Origin of the sequence: Leptobacterium flavescens (assembly GCF_010671605.1) — a bacterium.
GTDB classification, from domain to species: domain Bacteria; phylum Bacteroidota; class Bacteroidia; order Flavobacteriales; family Flavobacteriaceae; genus Leptobacterium; species Leptobacterium flavescens.
Window position 1 is genome coordinate 720758 of sequence record NZ_JAABOO010000001.1, and the last position, 20511, is coordinate 741268.

Sequence of the window (20511 nt, forward strand, 5' to 3'; positions counted from 1 at the left end):
TATGAAAACTTCCAATCTTTATTCCTCCCTGTTTTCTCTGGGCCTTTCGATAAGCCTTGTTCTTTTTTCTTCTTCCTGCAAGGGTCAGAAAGAAACAGAGATCAATAAATACGGGAAATTCCTTTCCGAGATCCATCAACGGGGACAATTCAATGGCAATGTACTGGTGGTAGAGAACGGCAAAATTGCCTTTCAGGGAGCTTACGGCCTGAGTAATACGGACCCTGCAGATTCATTAAACCTTCATTCGGTATTCCGTCTGGGGTCAGTCAGTAAACAATTCACGGCTATGGCCATCATGATCCTGAAGGAAGAAGGAAAGCTTAAATACGATCAGGACCTCAGCGATTTCATCCCGGAATTACCATACAAAAACATCAATATCCGGCATTTGTTGAATCACACCTCAGGTTTACCCGATTATACCAGGCTAATGGCAGAAAACTGGAAACCTGAGTTAGAAGAAGATGATCCCGAAAGGTTTATTTCCGGCAACGAAGACATTATTAAGATGCTGGCCGAAAAAAAGCCAGAAATATATTTTCGTCCGGGTGAGCAATGGCAATACAGCAATACAGGCTACGTCCTTCTGGCCTCCGTGGTTTCAAGAGCTTCGGGCCTGCCCTTTGAGCAATTCCTAAAAGAATACATCTTCAAACCTATTGCTATGAACAGCACTGTAGTCTATGATTATGTTCCGGGCAAGGATCCTTCCATGCCGCTAAGGGTTTATGGTTACCGCAAGGAGTTAAGCGGAGAGCTGGTACCGAACGACTGCCATTTTTTAAATCCGGCACAGGGAGATGGCGGGATTTATTCCACCCTGGGAGATATGTATAAATGGGATCAGGCGCTATATACCGACAAACTCGTTCCTCAAAGTACATTGCAGGAGGCATTTACTCCCGGAAAACTTAATGACGGAAGCAATACCAACTACGGTTTTGGTTGGTTTATCCCTAACACAGCTTCCGGTAAAAAAGTGGTAGATCATACTGGAGGATGGGTCGGTTTCGTGACCTATATTTACCGTGAAACAGAAGAAAACAACTGTATAGTGATCCTCACGAATAATTCCAGCAGCTATTTTGGCGGGGCAATGTTCCCCCTGAGAAATATCCTGGATGGTAAGCCCTATACTATTCCGAAACTACAGATCAGTGAAGCTATCGGGCAGTCCGTACTTAACGAAGGGATAGATAAGGCCAAAGAAGAATATCGAAGGCTAAAATCCGAATTTCCGGACGATTATATTTTCAGGGAAAACCAGTTGGACAGGTTGGGGGATCAGCTTTTGCAGATGAACAAACCTGAGGAAGCAGTTGAGATCCTTCGTCTTAATGTGGAAGAATATCCCGGGTCTGCCAGGGCATTAAACGGATATGGTGATGGTCTTCTCAGCGTAGGTGATACCCTGACGGCCCTTCAGAAATACAAAAAAGCCCTGACCATAGATTCAAGCCTGACCGGTCTGAAAGAAAAAATAAATACCATTGAAGAGCATTTTGCCGGGAAGGAGAAATAAGTAATTCCCGTAATTTTAAAAGGCCCGGAAAACCCGGGCCCAGCAATCAACTTGCTACTAATCAATAAAAAAGAATTATTACACCCTATTGAATTTCTTCACAATAGAAGCCTTTGGAGTTCAGTAATACCTCAATCTCGGGAGCGATGTCTTTCAATGCTTCCACTCTCAGGATATTATCGCAGTCCTCAAAATCAAAATCTACGGCTTCTATTTCAGCAAAAACCGATAAAAGTTGCCTGATCACATATTCCTTGCTCAGATCCAGATCGGTTTTAAATACGAGTACTTCGTAAACAAAATCTACTTCCACCATTCTGTATATTCGGTTCCTAATTTATCTATAACTACAGGCTCTCCAATCTCCGGGCTGACTACCGGGATTTCAAGTTCCTTTGCTTTTTTAATGACCCTGTCCACAGGCTCCGTCCACGGATGAAAAGCCAGTTTAAAGGCTCCCCAGTGTATGGGCATGATATACTTTGCCTTTACATCTGCACCGGCCTGAGCCGTTTCTTCCGGGAACATATGCACGTCAGGCCAGAGTTCATTGTATTGTCCGCATTCCATCATTGCAAAATCAAAAGGACCGTACTTATCTCCTATTTCCTTAAAATGAGGGCCATATCCGCTGTCTCCGCTAAAAAAGATCTTTTCGTCAGCAGATTCGATGATCCAGGAACTCCAAAGCGTACTTTCCCGGGTATTGAATTTCCTTCCCGAAAAATGCCGGGCCGGGGTACATCTGAAGATCAGATCGCCATAACCGGTTTCTTCCCACCAGTCCAGTTCTATAATACGTTCCTCCTCTATTCCCCATTCTTTCAGATGTGTTCCTACCCCCAATGGAGTATAAAACATATTCACCTTGTCCTTTAGCTTTTTAATGGATCCGTAATCCAGATGATCATAATGATCGTGCGAAATGATCACCGCATCGATCTCGGGCAGTTTTTCCACGGCAATAGGAAGTTCCGAACTAAACCGTTTTGTCCCCAATAAGGGATGCGGAGCCGGAACGCTGCCAAACATCGGATCTATAAGTATATTCTTTTGATCCATCTGAAGTAAAAAAGCCGAGTGCCCAAACCATATCAATCTCGTCCCTTCTTCATATTCAGCAATACTGAGGGAATCGATCTTTTTAACTGCAATGTCCCTTTCCGGAACCGTTCCGGGTTCCTTTCTGAAAAACTTGACAGCAGAAGATGCCATATCCCTGAAGCTCATATCGAGCCTTATTTCCTTATCATTAACGAATTTCCCATCCTTGTAATTGGCAGATCTGGCAAAAACAGCCTGTTGCTCCCTGGAGATATCTCCACCGAATTGCGGGCTTAGATTAACGAAAGCCAGATATCCAACTATCAATATTCCTACTAACAAACCTAATGTTATCAACATACGCTTTATATATTTTAAAATTTTCCTGATCACGATTTGTAAATCCTTTATTTAGGCATTACAGCATTTTTGAGCATATTGGCAAAAGATCTTTTTGACATCAATCTGCGCATCCTCATGGTCATTTTTGCATCCTTCCCGACAAGGTTCTTATTGGGGGTTTTTGATGTTGTACATCTGTAGATCAGATCTGCAACATCCTGCGGATTTCCATAGCCGAATGGTTTTGGAGGTTTCGCCAATATGGCTTCGAAATTTTCCTTAAACCTTTCTCTTTGTGTATCCAGGTCTGCCTTTTTATTTCCTTCTGCAAAGCTCATCGCATTTCCGAAGCCTGTTTTAAAAGCTCCCGGAGCAACTGTCTTTACATCGATCCCGAATTGTTCCAATTCGAACTTCAGGGATTCCGAAAGGCCTTCTACAGCAAACTTGGAAGCATTGTATAAAGAGAGCATAGGCATCCCAACCGAACCCGCCAGAGACGTAACATTTACGATCGTTCCGGAATTCTGGCGTCGCATCTGAGGCAGAACCTCCCTGATAGTATTTACCACTCCGGTAAAATTAGTATCCATTTGCTTCTTCACATCTTCCTCGCTGGCTTCTTCCAGGTATCCAATCGCACCGAAACCGGCATTATTGATCAGGGCATCAATGCTTCCGAATTCCTTTAAACCTTCCTGTATCGCCTGTTGAATTGTTGTACTATCGGTCACGTCCAGGCGTGTTACTAGTACATTGCTCAAAGCGTTGAGTTCGGTCTCTTTTTCCGGGGAACGCATGGTAGCAATCACATTCCAGCCTTCCTGTTGAAACTTCCGGGCGGTAAGTCTTCCAAAACCCGAAGATGCACCTGTAATTAAAACTGTCTTTTTCATAATTTGCTCTTATAAATGAATTTTTATTCGTTTTTAAATTAAAAATTTTTAGCTTTTTATCGCATCCCAAAGCATAGAGAACATGGTATCGGCATTTTCTTCATTCAGTTCCATTTGCTTATTCAGGATCAATACCACCGATTCATTCAGCATGGCCGTCATGATGGCTTTTAGAATACTGTTGTCTACTTCCTTTAACAGCCCTTGTTCCTTACCTTCCTGGAACAGAAGAGTCCCTATATCATGGAGTTTAAGGTCTCCTTTTACAGTCATCTCTTCACAGTAAGGCGATTGCTTCACCTGATCTATAAAAGCTTTCTCCTTAAAGTTGTTAATGCTGAAATTAAGCCACTGCAGCCATATTTTTTTAAGCTTTAGTTTATAGGGTAGCTCCGTATTGAGTTGCCCCAGGCTCAGATCTGCTTGTTCTCCTATCAATTCCGAGAAAATAGAGAGTATCAGGTCTTCCTTATTCTTGAAATAGATATATAATGTTGCGGGAGATAGTCCGACTTTCCGCGCCAGACTTGCCATTTTCACACCTGCTATCCCCTTTTCATACACAATATCCAGGGTGTGTTTTATAATATCCTTTCGCTTATTCTCGTCTTTAACTCTCACTGCGCAAAGATATAAATAAAAATGAATAAATATTCACTTTTAAAAATATTTTAAGAAAAAAACGACTCAAAAAAAGCGGACACACCGGTTCCATCCAGTATATCCGCCCGTTGTAAGCGCTATGACTATCCCTGCATTAATTCCTTCTTCCCATTGACGGATGCCATAACTTACCGCTGTCTCCCTTTACGGGGATAAACTTCAATCGAGGATAAAAAAGAGCGGTATCATCTACATTTTCGCCTTTAAGAAACCGAATAATAGTGGGGATGGCCTTCGGGTGGGTCATAACCTGCTCGTGTCCGGCATTACTTATAATAATATGACTGCTGTTGGAATAACCCCATCTCACTTCTTCTGCCTGGTAGGGAGGCGTATTAAAATCCAAAGTCCCGCTCATAAACAAGGTACGGGTATCGGTGATCAGCGGAGCCCGGAACTCCTCTCCTGAATCCGGAGAAGGCCATCCCAGTTCCAGCCTGGGATTAACCACAGTGGTAAACAGGCTTTTCTTCTTTTCTTCGGCAATACGTTGTAACCTGCTGGCTGTGGAGCCTGAAGCAGCATCCATTGTTGCTGACATTCCCTGAACACCAAAGAAATTCCTGATCCTTTTCTGAACAAACCACCTTAAAAGAGAATAATCTCCCTGATCTATACTATACAGTAAGCGTGGAAAAACAGGAATATCACTGGCATCACCAATATCAAATCTCAGGATCAGGTTGAGGCCGTAGGGTCCGATATTTATTTTCATAGGTGCATTACCGATCGGAGAGTTTACTTCCAGTTTTGCCGGTTCTTTTTTAAGTTTTGCGATCACTCTTTTGTACAGAGCGATCAGATCGGGAACATCTCCGCTTACATTGGGATCCTGCTTGGCCAGTGCAGCGATCTTGCGAAACTGTGTATCCATTGTTGAGGGAAGTTTAAAGGTGTGGTTAGGCCCTTCCACTCCGATCAGGACCGCATTCTCCACATGCTTTCCGTAATACTTTATATAGGCCTGGCCTAAATGGGTCCCATAGCTAAAACCCAGCAGGGAGATCTTGTCATATCCTAATGCTTTCCGCAAAGCATCGATATCCGTGGCATTTTCGGTGGTCGTATATCCTTCCAGATCTACCCCTCTCTTTTTAAAATCGGCCAGTGCTTTGCGTCCCATAGCCTCATAATGTTTGCGGGCAATCGCTTCATCTACCATAACGTCTTCTGGTACGGCTTCCCTCCACAGGTAAACAACACGTTGAGTTCCTGCTCCGGTTCCCCTCTGGTCCAAAAGGATCACATCTCCCAGCTCCAGGAAATGTAACCAGCTCTCCAGATAATTGGCATCGCTTGCCTGCCAGGTACTGCTGGAACCAGGGCCGCCCGCCAGATAGATCATCGGGGTCTGTGGGTTAGGGTTTGTACTTTTTAAACGGACAAAGTGAACATTTATATCTTCCGAGTTGGGATTAGCCCTGTTCTCAGGAACTTTCAAACTTCCGACTTCCGCCTTTACAGTTCGTCCAGAAGCACTTCTAAAACTTTTTTCCTCTTTTTCCAAGCCATCGGCCAGAGTTTGCGCCAATGAAAATTGTATGGTCAGGAATAGACACAAATAACATAATAACTGTCTCATAATAATTGGTTTTTTCACTAATTTATATGTAAATCCAATACCGATTCCGGATTGAAGACAGAGGAAGAAAAACCAATGCCAAATAGCCCTGTTTGTCCTCCAAATAAAATTCGTGGGGCTAAAAAGGCAATTCGTGGGTTGAACAGGCCAATTCGGCTATCCCGAAAATCCGCGTTATTTTTTTGCTTATTTTTCCTCTGTAATGGAAGTAGAAAACAATTTTCTGGACCGGATACTTCAGAATCGTGTTCTTGGGCACATATTATTCTGGGCTTTTGTATTATTCAGCGCTCCTTTTACTTCGGACGGGAGTTTAAGCGGAGCCGGAGACGCATTTCTCTACAGGGCGGTGGCCCTGCCTTCTAAAATGGCAGCTACATACCTGCTTGCCTATTACCAGATCCCAAGGCTTTTTCAAAAAAAGAAATATATACAGTTTATCATAAGTTTTGCGATAAGTACTTTGGTCTTCTGTATTATCTATCGCTATAATAATATTCACATAGCCGAGGCTCTGGCAGGTTCACCGGAACCCAGGGAATCTCTGGGGCAAATAATCAGGCAATTAGATTTTACCATTTCCAGTTACTTTTTCAGGGTTTATTTCTTTGGCTTTATTTTTATTTTTATAAAAATGGTAAAAGCCAGAAATCTTGAAAAAAGGGAAATGGAGATCTTACAAAAAGAAAAAGCAACAACGGAACTCAACTTTTTAAAGGCACAGATACACCCTCATTTCCTTTTTAATACGCTTAATAACCTTTATGCTCTCACCCTGAACAAATCGGACAAGGCTCCCGATGTAGTGGCCAAACTTTCGGAGATCCTCGATTATATGCTCTATCAGTGCAAGGAGGATAAGGTTCTGATCGGAAAAGAAGTGGAGTTATTAGAACATTATATCGACCTTGAAAAACTGAGATACGGGAAACGGCTTCACCTGGATTTTAAATACGATATTGAGGACCAGCAGCTTTTGATCGCCCCTCTTATCCTGATCTCCATAGTAGAAAATGCGTTTAAACACGGGGTTAGCGGAACCATACAACAGGCTGTCATCCAGGTTATCCTGGAGGCAAAAAAAGATCAGTTGTATTTCAGGGTCTATAATTCGAAGTCGGATATTGAGCATAGCGATGAGATGAATTATAAGGAAGGGATCGGGGTTAAGAATGTAAAGCGACAATTAGAACTGATCTATCCGGGTCAGTATGAGTGGAAAGTTCAGGAGAATAAAAAATCATATGAAGTAAATCTATGGATACAAGTGTAAACAAAAAGGTTAATTGTCTGGTAGTTGACGATGAGCCCTTAGCTGCAGATTTACTGGAGAAACACATTGAAAAATTCTCCCAGCTGAAGCTGGTTGCAAGTTGCTGGAATGCCATTGAAGCCTTTGAAATATTAAAGAAAGAACCCATAGACCTTATTTTTCTGGATATTCAGATGCCCGGTCTGACGGGGATAGAATTTCTACGCTCCCTTAAAAATCCTCCGAGTGTTATTTTTACAACGGCTTATCGCGATTATGCGGTGGAAAGCTATGAACTGGATGTTGTGGACTATCTTCTTAAACCCATTACCATTGACCGCTTTTTTAAGTCCATCAATAAATACCTTTATAAAGTCGGAAGCCCTCCGGATACGACAGTATATCTAAAAAATACGGAAACGGAAGAAGATCTTTTTATTTATGTGAATACCAACCGCAAATACGTAAAGATCCGTTTTGAAGAAGTTTTGTTTGTTGAAAGCCTGAAAGATTATGTTTGTATCCATACCCGGGAACAGGATATTTCTACAAAGGACAAGATCAGTGAGTTTGAGAAAAAGCTGCCTGAGTACTTTTTAAGGGTTCATCGCTCCTATATCATCAACACCAAAAAGATCAGTGCATATACGGCACATGACATTGAGATTAATGACAGAGAGATCCCCATCGGTATTTCCTATAAAAAAGAGGTAATGGCATTTCTACAGCAGAAATAAATGTCTTTTTCTCCTATATCTGCTTTTTGATCCATGTTAAGATCTCATCCATAGCAATAGGTGAAAAAGATTGCTTAATAGATTCATATTCATTGGGCAAACCTGTTTTGCATTCCTGAAACAAGTGATTTAAACCGGATATTTCCTTTATCGCAATATCTTCATTACCTCCACGTTTTAGCGCTTCCTCAATGGCTGTCAGATTCTCTTTTGGCAACACCTGAAGATCTTTTGCTCCATTCAATGCCAACACGGGGCACTTTACCTTTTCCAATGCTTTGGAAGGGTCATATCTGAGATAATATATTATCCACGGACTTAAGATCCTTTCCACCTGCAGATCTACATATTCTTTTTCGGTCATTCCTTCCGGCTTGTCAGGATCTCCTTTTGATATTTCACTCACATAATTTGTCATTCGCTGTTTTAATACCTCCGGATCGGTATTATTCTTAACAATACTGAATGCTTTTTCATTTAGTTCCCTGATCTTTTGAATATCGGATTCTGCAACTCCCGAAGCTTTGGCAATTGCCATTTGTTGCGATAATAAAACATGATCTCCGGGTAATCCTGGTCCGGCCAGTAATACAATAAATGAAATGTTTTTCTCTTTACCGGCTACCATAGGAGCGATAATACCTCCCTCGCTATGTCCGATCAAACCGATCTTATTCCTGTCGATCTCCTTTCGTGTTTGAAGGTATTTTACAGCATAGCTCACATCTTCGGACAGGTCTTTTGTAGTGGCTGCTTCATAGTCTCCGGTAGAAGCTGCCACTCCCCTTTTATCATATCGCAATACAGCTATTCCACTCCTGGTAAGATAGTCCGACAATACTAAAAAAGGTTTATGTCCGGGAAATTCTTCATCTCTGTTCTGGCGTCCGTTACCGCTGATCAATACCACTGCCGGAAATACGCCTTCTTTTTCGGGTAAGGTTAATGTTCCCGCAAGTGTAATACCGCCTTCATCATTTTTAAATGTCACTTCCTCAGAGTGATAAGGATAAGGTTTAACAGGTTCCTGCGCGAAAACAAATACACAAACGAAAATAAAAAGGATTGTAGCGGTTATATTTTTCATGGATTAAGATTATAGTTGATCTCTCTATCCATTAGGACGAGTCGTTCAATCTTTTGTTACAACAACATCCATGAGTAATCGGTTATCATGCTTATTTTCAGTTAATTTCTGTTATTCCGGTTCTTTATTGCTTAGGACATTTTTACTCCAATCCGGTTTTTTTACTTCTGCGCTCCAAAAGAACAGTATCTCTCCAGACCCCATTCATTTTCCCGATCTTTTCGCGATAGCCCACCGTTCTGAATCCCAGTTTTTCATGTATTCTTAAACTTGCTTTGTTTTCCGGAAAGATCCCGGCCTGAAGTGTCCATATTCCGTTTCTCTCGCTTTGATCGATAAGTTTTTCCAGCAACTTTGTTCCGATCTTCTGTCCGTAGAAATCTGCAGCGATATATACGCTTACCTCAGCAACTCCGCCATAAACACAGCGGCCTGAAACGGGAGATAAAGCAGCCCATCCGGCTATTCCGTTATCATTTTCGGCGATGATCCTGCATTCTTTTAAATGCCCATTGTTCCAGTCGGTCCAGGAAGGTATTTCCAGTTCAAAAGTAGCATCTCCCGTATCGATTCCCTCTTTGTAGATCTTTGCTACTTCACTCCAGTCTTTTTCTGTTAGATCGCGGTAATTCACAGATTTGAAAATTGATATTATTTACTGATAAAACTACAAAAGCTTAATTCATTCTCTTTACTTCAGCTCAAAAACAGAGGTTTAAAGACACAGTAAAGAATAAAGATCCCCATTATTGCCGCTGATATGGAATAAAACACAATATTCCTTATAGCAAAGGGTATTGCCCACTGTCCGAATTTATGATGCCATGTCCATGGGGTTAAAATAAGCACTATGGTAGTGGCCAGAACGATCCATCCGAAAAATTTAAAGATCACCGGGTACAACATATCTGCAGAATAATAAAGGACGGAGCCTCCTACAATCAGTCGTAGCAATTGTTCCAGGTAATGAGCTCTGGCCGAGCTTGCAAAAGAACTGAGGAATTTAACTGCTACGCCCTTACTTACCAGGGTCAGGACAAATAAACTGATAAGGTATATTCCGAAAATGGCTGTAATGGTTGCTGTTAGTAACTTCATTTTAAAATAGTGTTGAACAAGCCTGCTAATGCTTCTTCTGTTTTTTATATGACGATAAGAACCTCAAAAGGTTCAAAGGCACCTACCTATTGGTAGTACAATTTTGATTTAAGTAACAGTTTTGACTTAAAATTCATTTATAAATATCGATCATTTAACCTCTATCTCATCAACAAATATCCATGACGGATTTCCTTTCCCCGGATGCCATTCCGGGCATTCTCCGAGGTTTGCAGCATATATTCTCAGGTATCTTATGGGTTCATCTCCCTTCAGTTTTATTGAATGTTTGTATAAATAAGCATCTCTGCTTTCGGATGGTATTTCCAGGGTACTATTGTTTTCTGTTTTAAAGTTCTTCCCATCAGCAGAACCGGAAACTTTCACCTGAACAGGCAGAAAAACCCAGCTTCTGATATCTTCCAGAAAACCGATCTCCATGCCTTCCGGCCTTTGTTCTTCTCCCAAATCGATAATAACATCCAGATCGTTACCATAAAATCCCTGCCATGTACCATCTTTGATATCCGTACTCCCCTGAACTCCATCTACCAAAGCAAAACTGCTTCCCCCTGTATATTTAGGATTAAATGCCGTTCTGTATTCAGGACGTTTCAATTCTGTTTTGCTGAACTCCCTAACCGATATCCTGCTACTGTCATTTTCAGCATATACAATTGCAGACAATTTAATATCATCATTAAACACTACAGCTCCGTTGTACTTCAGGGAGTTCCTGTCCGGTTTGGTTCCGTCAATCGTATAATAGATATCCCCTTCGGAGGAAGACATTATTTTAATTGAATCTCCTTTATTCAGGAGCTTTTCATCAGGTAAAAAACCAGGAGCCCTCAGGAAATTATTGGTATTTATCTTATAGAGTATTTTTTTATCGGCTTTAAGAACTGCCCTATCGTATGTCAGTAATCCGTTAGCTTCTGTCTCAACATCGGTCAGCTGGGTATATACAGCTGCACCGAGCCCCTTTTTTTCGAAACTCCATACCGTATCGTAATAGTTTTCATATCTGCGGATGAACTCTTCCTTATTCGGCAGATTTTCATAGCCCCAATTACCTTCTTTTAACCAGATATGATCTTCAATAGCCAGGCCTATCCCCCCAAATTCTCCTAAAACGAATACCCGGTTCTCTCCAGCATCCTCAAGCACAGGTTCCGGATAATGATGGATATCGAGAACATCTCCTATTCCGTGATCTACCCAACCACTCGCATTATTGATAAGGCGGGTGGAATCGAGTTTACTCACAAAATCCACAGTTTCCCCTGTTTTATACTGTCCCCATCCTTCATTGAAAGGGATCCACATTACGATGGACGGGTGATTATAAAAGCTTCCGATCATACTCCCCAGCTCCTTTCTGAACTGCTTTTCCGATTCCGGGCTTCTTTCTATTTCTAATTCATTTTGCCCGGTTGCCCGGTCTCCGCTTGGCATATCCTGCCATACGAGTACCCCCAGTTTATCACACCAGTAATAAAAACGGGAAGATTCTACTTTTACATGTTTACGCAGCATATTGAAACCCAGGTCTTTCACCATCTCTATTTCATTTTTCATTGCTTTATCTGTAGGCGGTGTATACAAACCATCGGGCCAGTATCCCTGATCCAGAACTCCATTCTGGAAATAAGGCTTGTTATTTAAAAAGATCCTTTCCTGTCCGTCTGCCGTTTTTTCTATGTGTATTTTACGCATTCCGAAATAACTGTCAACTTTATCAATAACAGCCCGGTCTTTTAACAATTCTACCTGTAAGTCGTATAAATTAGGTGTTTCGGGGCTCCACAATTCAATATCTGTTATCGGAAGGACTACAGAAGTTTCAAACGGAACCAAAAAAGTATACATTTCCTGTTTGGAATTCTTAGTTGTTATCCTAAGTTCAGTTCCTTCGGTATTACCATCAGCATTTATAAGAAGGGTAGCAGTCTGATTGTCTATATCCGGAACGATCTTAAAGGAAGTAAAACGGATTTTAGGAACAGCCTCCATCCAAACTGTCTGCCAAATCCCGCTAACAGGGGTGTAAAATATCTTTTCCGGTTCCAAGACCTGTTTCCCTCTCGGCTGCCATGAACTATCGGTCGGGTCTTTCACTATCAGTTCCAGTTTATTTTCTCCTTCTTTCAGGAAGTTCGTAATGTTAAAAGAAAAAGGATCGTAGCCCCCTTTATGATCTCCTACCATTTTACTATTTACATATAACTCTGATTCCCAGTCTACCGCCCCAAAGTGAAGAATGACCTCTTCCTTTTTCCAGGGTGCCGGAATATTAAAAGAGGTGCTGTATTTCAGGCTCTGATCGGGTTTTAATATTTTTTGTACCCCGGATAAATAAGATTCCATTGGATAGGGCACCAGAATATCTCCTTCATCAACCGTATTTCCATCAGGATCCAGCACACTGAATTGCCAAATCCCATTTAAAGATCTCCATTCTTCCCTTTTAAACTGGGGTCTGGGATATTCCGGCCAGGGGTGCTGCAGATCCACATCGCCTGCCCATCGGGTTAATAACGAGGTTTTCTCTATCTGACTATCATTCGTACAAGCTAAAAGAAATACAAAAAGTAAAAGGCAAATTATACAGCTAATTTTTTTAAAGATCATAGGATGGAATATATCTTTTTCAATATGTGATGGTAATATTATACTTTTTATCTGAGGAGGTCAAATTCCGGATGAGAGTTTTATTTAGCGTCGATTATTTATACCTCGGGTTGATCACGGCATATCTGTATTCATCTACGAGTTTTCCGTTCTTGATAACCGCTTTTTCAAAAACACCTTCAAATTTAAAGCCCGCTTTTTCCAGGACCTTCCGGGAAGCTTTGTTATATTCGAAAACACCGGCAAAAATACGGGTCAGATCCAGTTTATTAAAGCCGTAATCTACCATCAGTCCAATAGCTTTGGTCATATAACCGTGATTCCAATAAGGTTCTCCCAGCCAATAACCGATCTCTGCGCTCTTTTTATAAATATCTTCCTGAAGTACCAGGCCTATGACCCCAATAGGTAAGCCATCAATATCGATCACAAAGGTTATCTGAGGAGCTTCCTGCTGACAACTCTCAATAAATTCAAGAGCATCTTTTGCATCATAAGGGTACGGGATCATATCCCGAAGATTGTCCAATATATTCCGGTTGTTGAGTAGTTCTGCCATCTGTTCGGCATCCGTTTCCTGAAATTTTCTGAGCTGCATTGAAATTTATGATTTATATAACTCCTTTATAAAGATAAAATAAAGAATCTTACAAATCAGCATTTTAGGGTTTTCACTACCTCTTCTGCTATTCATTTTTAAAAATAGTGATACATTTGTAACAGAATGAGAAACAAAAGGTCGACATTATCATTTGTACTTCTGGGAGCATTTTTAATAATGCTTTTCCATAATGTTGTACCTCATATTCATCATTTGCATTCATCTTCGGAGGTGGTTTCTGCCGAAACGGAACATCACCATCATTGCGATGATGACCACTATCATTCCAATCAGGATCACCATCATTCCGACCTGGATCATCACCATTCCGACCATCAGGAAACCGGAGATACAGAACAAAACACTTTTTTATCTTTTTTCTCAAGCCATCATTCGCATACAGCACATGTTCATGAGCAGAATGTTATTGTTTCCAACACGGTAAAACGGGCAGATAAAAAGATCGATACCAAGACTGTTATCCGTGATATTGGTTTTAGCCTCGCTGAGATCAAGATCGATTTCCCGGATTCCGGATTTGATGACCAGCAACAGTTATACAAAAAGCTTCATTTAAATCTCAATCCCTTACGGGGCCCGCCTTCTTTAGGATAATCAGGAACATTATATGTTAAGCAATTATGATAACAGCGGAAAACTGTTATCAGCGAATTGATCCATCCTAAAATCAAGATCACATGTATAAAAAAACAGCGTTCGCTTTATGCGTATGCCTATGGTCATATATCTCTTTTGCACAGACCAGTGGTATAAAAGGAATATTGCAGCAAATCGAACAAAACAACAGTGAGTTAAAGGCCCTAAGGGAATATATAAAAGGCCAAAAACTCCAATTAAAAAGTAGTAATAACCTGCCTGACCCGCAGTTAGGAGCTTATTATTTGCCTTTCGGCGAGCACACTACCAGCGATTATACGGAGTTCCAGCTGAGTCAGTCCTTTGAATTCCCCACAGTTTACGGGCTTCGAAATAAATTGATAGACAGGCAAAAAGACGGATTAACTCTGGAGTACGAATCCAAAAGGCAGAAAATCCTCATGGAGGCTGAACAAAACCTGTTGGAGGTCATAGCTCTGAATAAACGAAATGCCCTTGAGCTTAACAGGCTTAAACAGGCAAAAACCGTTTTTGAACAAAGCAAAGAGTTATTCAACAAGGGCCAAACCGGGATTCTGGAATTGAATAAGGCCAAAGTGGCCTGGATGCAATTGCAGTTTGTCGTGCAACAAACGGAGGTCCAAAAACGAAACAAGTTGCTAAAGCTTAAAAGTCTGAACGGAGGAAAAGAGCTGGTCGTACTGGAAAGTAGCTTTACAGAGGATCTGGATCTCCCGCAAAAAGAGAGTATCTGGAGAGACAGGTTATCCGGCGATCCGGAGCTCCGGTATTTCAGGCAGGAGGAAGCCATAGCAGAACAGAAGTTAAAACTTGCGAGGAATAAATTATTACCCGATCTGAGCCTGGGATACAATTATCAGGGCGTTTCAGGTAACAATTATTCCGGTTTTTACGGAGGCCTGAGTATTCCGTTATGGAATAACCGAAACAAGGTCAAATCGGCTAAATCCCAATTGAGTTTTCGTCAATCCAATACCAATGTGCAAACGCAGATAGTATACACCTCTTTTGAAGAGCAATTCAACAACTATCAGGCATTGCTTAAAAAGTATTTGGAATATCAGGCGACCCTGGAAGGATTAGACAACGAATCCCTTCTTTTCAAGGCCTATAAACTGGGAGAGATCTCCTTTACCGAATATTATATAGAGTTGCAGTTCTTTCACGAAGCATACGATAGCATGCTGGAAATGGAAAAGCAATTGTATCAGTTAAAAGCAACTATTTTAAAACATCAATTATAAACCCTTAAAAAATAATCAATATGAAATTTTCAAATATAATCCTGGCATTCGCATTAATCGCACTTGTATCCTGCAAAAACAAAAAACAGGAAAATGATCACGGCCATCCACATGCCGAAGGTGAAGCAACACACAGTCATGAGCACGATGAGAGCCATCAGCAGGAAAGTTTTGTCGTAGACAGTAATTCAACAAAATCACACGAAGAGTCGCATCACTCTCATGATGACAATACCCACGCCCATGATGATGGAAGTGTACACGAAAATCATACGGATACTCATGGCGACAGTTACTCCGACCTTGCAGTGCTTACCGTAAATAAGATCTCATTCGGAAAAGATGGTTATACGGCAGAATTGAGCAACGATGAAGGAGTTACCTTCAGGATGACGGTAAGCATTCCCAATTTGGAAGATAAATATAAGAAGCTGAATGTGGGCGATAAAGTTAAGGTAAAGGGCGACTATGAAGGGGAAAACCCAACAGTAATCACCCCTGAAAGCATAATGGTAATAGAACAAAACAAAGAATAGATGAAGTATTTAGTAATGATATTGGCCGGACTGTTCTTGTCCTGCCATTCTCAGGGAGGATCGGGTCACGCTCATGATGCAGCAGGAAACCATATCCAGGAAACGACGGAGATCCCCAGATTGGATCATACTATCTGGACCGGTAAGACCGAATTGTTTGTTGAATTCCCCGCGTTGATCACCGGAAAACAGAGTCGTTTTGCAGCGCATTTTACAGTTCTGGACAAACATCAGGCTGTGAGAGAGGGAAGTGTAACGGTAAGCCTGATAAAAGGAAATAGCGGGATCCGGCAAACGGTTGATGCTCCTTCTTCACCAGGTATTTTCTCTCCGGTACTGCAACCGGAAGCTGCAGGGACCTATCAATTGGTTTTCGATCTGAAAACAAATGGTTATTCAGACAGGATCGTCATTGACGATGTAGAGGTTTATTCCAGTGAAGAGGAAGCGATAAAATCATTGGGCACAGGAGCTGAAGATGATGGAAGCATTAGTTTTTTAAAGGAACAGGCCTGGAAAATGGAGTTCCAGACCGATAAAGCCATCATAAAGGAGGTTTATGAATCCATTCCCACTTCCGGTACCTGGCAGGTAGCTCCGGGCGATTATCATAGTTCAGTAGCTACTGCCGGAGGGAAAGTGCAGTTTGTGATAAGGAATTTGACCTCCGGAAGGCAGGTGAGGAAAGGTGAAGTGATCATGGCTATCAGTGGCAGTGGGTTATCAACAAAAAACCTCAATGCAGAAGTTCAGAAGGCGAAAGCTGTCTTTGATCAGGCTCAGGCCGAATACAACCGGAAAAAAGAGCTTTACGAAGCGCAAATAACACCTAAATCCGAGTGGGAACAGGTAGAGCAAAAATACCTGATAGCAAAAGAAAACTATCAAAGCCTGTCAAAGAATTATTCTGGCCGGGGAAAACAAATAACCGCTCCTTTTAGCGGATATATAAAATCGATCTCCGTGAAAAACGGCGATTTTGTCTCGGAAGGAGATGAACTTTTTGTCCTTACCGATTCACGATCGAGTGTACTTGAAGTTCAGGTAAGTTCCCAATATGCAAATGCACTTCGGAACATTCAGAACATCTGGTATCAGACAGAAAATAATATCTGGTCCAATCTTCAACAAAACAAAGGCTCTGTCCTCTCGGTAGAAAAAACGGTATCGGCCCAAAAGCCGATGCTATCAGTTTTTGCCCGGGTAAACGAAGCGGTCAATATGCCTGAGGGAAGTTTTACCGAGGTCAATATCGCTGTGGGGAAACCCGAAGCAGGAGTTGTCATCCCCGTTTCCGCATTGCTGGAAGATTACGGTAATTATTCTGTTATCGTGCAGCTGTCGGGAGAAAGTTTTGAAAGGCGAAATATAATTCCCGGAAGGAGAAACGGCAATGAGGTAGAGATCAAAAAGGGATTAAACGCTGATGAAGTGGTGGTTACCAGAGGTGCTTATCAGGTAAAAATGGCATCGATGTCCGGTCAGGCTCCGGCTCACGGGCATGCCCACTAAAAATTAAAGACCATGTTAAATAAAATATTATCCTTATCCCTTCAAAACCGGTTAATGGTTCTCCTGGCCGCGGTCTTATTCAGTGCGGCCGGTCTATACATTGCCCGAAACATGAATGTGGATGTTTTTCCCGATCTTACGGCTCCCACCGTAACCATTATTACGGAAGCGCATGGGATGGAATCTGAAGAAGTAGAGAAATTAGTGACTTATCAGTTGGAAACAGCCATGAACGGCTCACCCAATGTGAGGCGTATCCGCTCCTCCTCTGCAGCCGGCGTTTCCATCGTATGGATAGAGTTCGAATGGGGAACCGATATTTACCGGGCACGACAAATCGTGAGTGAGCGTATTCCTATAGTCCGGGAAAACCTGCCTTCAGGAGTTGGGACTCCCACTTTAGCTCCGATTTCTTCTATTATGGGAGAAATTATGCTGTTGGGGGTTACTTCGGACAGCCTTTCTCCCATGGAATTGCGAACCCTTTCGGACTGGACTATCCGCCCCAGAATAAAATCTATCGGCGGTATTGCCAATGTTATCGTGATAGGGGGCGATTATAAACAGTACCAGGTACTGGTGCATCCCGAAAAGCTGAAGTATTACAATGTGAGCCTGGAAGAGGTTCTTGAAAAAGTACGCCAAAGCAATATCAATGCTCCTGGCGGGATCCTGAATGAATACGGTAGTCAATACATTATTAAGGGGAACGGAAGGGTCCGTGCCCTTTCAGATCTGGAGGAAGCTGTTTTAAAACAGCAAAACGGGCAAACGATCAAAATAAAAGATGTAGCCAGCGTTCAGATAGGTGCCTCAGATAAAATAGGTGATGGTTCCCTAAATGCTTCTCCTGCAGTGATCCTTACCATTTCCAAACAGCCTGATGTGAACACCCTGGAATTGACAGAACACCTGGATGAAGCGATTGCCGATCTGAACAAAACGCTGCCGGAAAGCGTGGAATTAAAGAGCCATATTTTCAGGCAGGCAAACTTTATTGAGGCCTCCATAAATAACCTGCAACGCACCTTACTGGAAGGGGCATTTTTTGTAGTTATTATCTTATTTATCTTTCTGATGAACTGGCGTACCACGATCATCTCGCTTTTGGCAATACCCATTTCCCTTTTGGTATCGATCATCGTTCTTAAGGTGTTGGGATATACCATAAACACAATGAGTCTTGGAGGTATGGCTATTGCTATCGGAGCACTGGTAGATGATGCCATTATAGATGTAGAAAACGTATTTAAACGGCTGCGTGAGAATATCCGGAAGCCGAAAGAAATGCGCCTGCCTCTGCTCGAGGTGGTAAAGGAAGCATCTATAGAGATCAGAAGTTCCATTATTATTGCCACCCTTATTATCATTGTTTCTTTTATACCCCTCTTCTTCCTGAGTGGAATGGAAGGCAGGTTGTTACAACCTCTGGGAATTGCATTTATCACCTCGGTACTTACCTCTTTATTTGTAGCGGTAACAGTTACTCCTGTTTTATGTTCTTATCTGCTCAGGAGCGAGAAGCTACTGTCTAAACAGGCCGAAGGAACCAAAGTGGAGCAATGGCTGCAAAAGCAATACGCTTCTATCCTGGAAAAAGCGTTAAGTATTCCCAAATGGATCATTGGTTCCACCCTTGTAGGTTTTGTGGTAAGCCTGATCTTCCTTACACAACTGGGAAGGAGCTTTTTACCGGAATTCAATGAAGGTTCCCTGGTAATCAGTGCTGTTGGTGTACCCGGAATGTCGTTGGAAGAAAGTAATAAGAACGGAAAGCTGATAGAAGAGTTGTTACTGGAGATGCCGGAAGTAGATGTGGTAACCCGAAGGACCGGACGAGCAGAGCTGGATGAGCATGCTCAGGGCGTTAATGCCGCCGAAATTGATGTTCCTTTCCGTCTGGAGGGGAAAAGCAAGGAAGAGTTCTTTGAGGAAGTACGTAACCGCCTGAGTATTGTTCCGGGAGTGAATATTACCCTGGGGCAACCCATAGGCCATAGAATAGATCATATGCTTTCGGGAACCAGGGCGAACATTGCAATTAAGATCTTTGGAGATGACCTGCAGAGGCTTTTTGAAATAGGAAAAAGTATAGAAAGCAATGTCAGAAACGTCGAAGGTATAGCCGATGTAGCAGTAGATCAGCAAATTGAAGTCCCACAAATACGAATTACACCCAGGCGGCAGATGTTGGCTGCTTATGGTATGACCGTCGGGGAATTAATGGAACAGCTGGATATTGCCTTTGCCGGGGAAAAGGCAGGTGATATTTATGAAGGCCAGCAATATTACGATCTTATAGTACGTTTTCAGCAGGCTTATCGAAATACGCAAAAGGGCCTTAAAGCTACCCTGGTCTCCATTCCGAATGGCAATAAGGTAGCGTTGAGTGAACTGGCAACCATTGCCTCGGTTAGCAGCCCGAATACCATCAGTCGTGAGAATGTAAAGCGCAAAATTGTCGTGGCGGCTAATGTACAGGGACGGGATTTACGGAGTGTGGTGACCGAGATCCAACAGAACGTAAATACGGATATCCATTTACCCGAAGGTTACAGAATAGAATATGGCGGTCAGTTTGAAAGTGAAGAAAAAGCTTCTCAACTGCTACTTATCACTGCGGTTTTAGCTATTCTGGTTATTCTCCTATTGCTGTATTACGAATTCAGGAATATAAAGCTATCACTAATTGTATTACTCAATCTACCCCTGGCCCTTATCGGAGGGATACTGATCGTGTATTTTACTTCAGGGATCATCAATATAGCGGCTACCATTGGTTTTATCAGTTTATTCGGTATTGCCACACGAAACGGTATTTTATTGGTATCGCGGTATGAAGATCTGAAACAGGAAGGTTTTAAAGGTTTCGAGCTATTGAAAAAAGGAGCTTTAGATCGCTTAAATCCGATTTTGATGACTGCCTTTACTACAGGACTGGCCCTGATCCCTCTGGCTTTAAAAGGCGGGGAAGCAGGTAATGAAATACAGAGTCCGATGGCTATTGTGATCCTGGGAGGCCTGTTATCGGCAACCCTATTGAATCTGGTAGTTATTCCCTGTGTATACGAGCTGGCAATGAATCCGGCTAAGAAAACAGATAACTAATATCAATTGCT

At 42.1% G+C, this 20511-nt stretch carries 18 protein-coding genes; 8 read left to right on the plus strand and 10 right to left on the minus strand.

Annotated elements, in window-relative coordinates; translation table 11 throughout:
- The first annotated feature begins 1 nt into the window (after nt 1).
- Nucleotides 2-1525, plus strand: coding sequence for a serine hydrolase (locus tag GWK08_RS03300; RefSeq protein ID WP_163605477.1), 1524 nt, complete (start codon nt 2-4; stop codon nt 1523-1525).
- 85 nt (nt 1526-1610) lie between these two features.
- Here the strand turns inward: GWK08_RS03300 and GWK08_RS03305 are convergent, their stop codons facing one another.
- The 5 genes from GWK08_RS03305 to GWK08_RS03325 all read right to left on the minus strand — a co-directional run bounded on the left by GWK08_RS03305 (nt 1611) and on the right by GWK08_RS03325 (nt 6052).
- Nucleotides 1611-1841 carry a hypothetical protein gene (locus GWK08_RS03305; protein WP_163605478.1) on the minus strand — a complete coding sequence of 77 codons (231 nt, stop codon included), beginning with the start codon at nt 1839-1841 and terminating at the stop codon, nt 1611-1613.
- Nucleotides 1829-2929 carry an MBL fold metallo-hydrolase gene (locus GWK08_RS03310; RefSeq protein WP_163605479.1) on the minus strand — a complete coding sequence of 367 codons (1101 nt, stop codon included), beginning with the start codon at nt 2927-2929 and terminating at the stop codon, nt 1829-1831. The genes GWK08_RS03305 and GWK08_RS03310 overlap by 13 nt, the downstream gene beginning before the upstream one ends.
- Before the next feature lie 47 nt (nt 2930-2976).
- Nucleotides 2977-3807 (minus strand): SDR family oxidoreductase, encoded by an 831-nt coding sequence (locus tag GWK08_RS03315; RefSeq protein ID WP_204335989.1) that lies wholly within the window; start codon nt 3805-3807, stop codon nt 2977-2979.
- 48 nt (nt 3808-3855) lie between these two features.
- A complete protein-coding gene (locus GWK08_RS03320) occupies nt 3856-4428 on the minus strand; it encodes a TetR/AcrR family transcriptional regulator (protein ID WP_163605480.1) in 573 nt (190 codons plus the stop codon).
- 136 nt (nt 4429-4564) lie between these two features.
- The gene (locus GWK08_RS03325) at nt 4565-6052 is read right to left on the minus strand and encodes an alpha/beta hydrolase (protein WP_163605481.1); all 1488 of its coding nucleotides are present in this window, start codon (nt 6050-6052) and stop codon (nt 4565-4567) included.
- A gap of 202 nt (nt 6053-6254) precedes the next feature.
- Between GWK08_RS03325 and GWK08_RS03330 the strand changes: the two genes are divergently transcribed.
- Nucleotides 6255-7325, plus strand: coding sequence for a sensor histidine kinase (locus GWK08_RS03330; RefSeq protein ID WP_163605482.1), 1071 nt, complete (start codon nt 6255-6257; stop codon nt 7323-7325).
- On the plus strand, nt 7310-8041 hold the full coding sequence (locus GWK08_RS03335) for a LytR/AlgR family response regulator transcription factor (protein WP_163605483.1): 732 nt from the start codon (nt 7310-7312) through the stop codon (nt 8039-8041). The genes GWK08_RS03330 and GWK08_RS03335 overlap by 16 nt, the downstream gene beginning before the upstream one ends.
- Nucleotides 8042-8054: 13 nt before the next feature.
- Here the strand turns inward: GWK08_RS03335 and GWK08_RS03340 are convergent, their stop codons facing one another.
- From GWK08_RS03340 to GWK08_RS03360, 5 genes are all read right to left on the minus strand, one after another.
- Complete coding sequence (locus GWK08_RS03340) at nt 8055-9128, minus strand: alpha/beta hydrolase family protein (protein WP_163605484.1); 1074 nt, start codon at nt 9126-9128, stop codon at nt 8055-8057.
- Nucleotides 9129-9270: 142 nt separating this feature from the next.
- On the minus strand, nt 9271-9762 hold the full coding sequence (locus GWK08_RS03345; protein ID WP_317168135.1) for a GNAT family N-acetyltransferase: 492 nt from the start codon (nt 9760-9762) through the stop codon (nt 9271-9273).
- Nucleotides 9763-9824: 62 nt separating this feature from the next.
- Complete coding sequence (locus tag GWK08_RS03350; RefSeq protein ID WP_163605485.1) at nt 9825-10226, minus strand: hypothetical protein; 402 nt, start codon at nt 10224-10226, stop codon at nt 9825-9827.
- A gap of 150 nt (nt 10227-10376) precedes the next feature.
- Entirely contained in the window at nt 10377-12860 is a 2484-nt protein-coding gene (locus GWK08_RS03355; RefSeq protein ID WP_163605486.1) for a sugar-binding domain-containing protein, read from the minus strand.
- A gap of 94 nt (nt 12861-12954) precedes the next feature.
- Nucleotides 12955-13458 carry a GNAT family N-acetyltransferase gene (locus GWK08_RS03360; protein WP_163605487.1) on the minus strand — a complete coding sequence of 168 codons (504 nt, stop codon included), beginning with the start codon at nt 13456-13458 and terminating at the stop codon, nt 12955-12957.
- A gap of 126 nt (nt 13459-13584) precedes the next feature.
- Here GWK08_RS03360 and GWK08_RS03365 point away from each other — a divergent pair, with 126 nt between their 5' ends.
- From GWK08_RS03365 to GWK08_RS03385, 5 genes are all read left to right on the plus strand, one after another.
- Nucleotides 13585-14076: a hypothetical protein gene (locus GWK08_RS03365; protein WP_163605488.1), complete on the plus strand. Its 492-nt coding sequence runs from the start codon at nt 13585-13587 to the stop codon at nt 14074-14076.
- 83 nt (nt 14077-14159) lie between these two features.
- Nucleotides 14160-15344 (plus strand): TolC family protein, encoded by a 1185-nt coding sequence (locus GWK08_RS03370; protein WP_163605489.1) that lies wholly within the window; start codon nt 14160-14162, stop codon nt 15342-15344.
- Nucleotides 15345-15364: 20 nt separating this feature from the next.
- Nucleotides 15365-15880, plus strand: coding sequence for a hypothetical protein (locus GWK08_RS19190; protein ID WP_204335990.1), 516 nt, complete (start codon nt 15365-15367; stop codon nt 15878-15880).
- A complete protein-coding gene (locus tag GWK08_RS03380) occupies nt 15881-17392 on the plus strand; it encodes an efflux RND transporter periplasmic adaptor subunit (RefSeq protein ID WP_163605490.1) in 1512 nt (503 codons plus the stop codon).
- A gap of 12 nt (nt 17393-17404) precedes the next feature.
- Entirely contained in the window at nt 17405-20500 is a 3096-nt protein-coding gene (locus GWK08_RS03385; RefSeq protein ID WP_163605491.1) for an efflux RND transporter permease subunit, read from the plus strand.
- Nucleotides 20501-20511 lie beyond the last annotated feature (11 nt).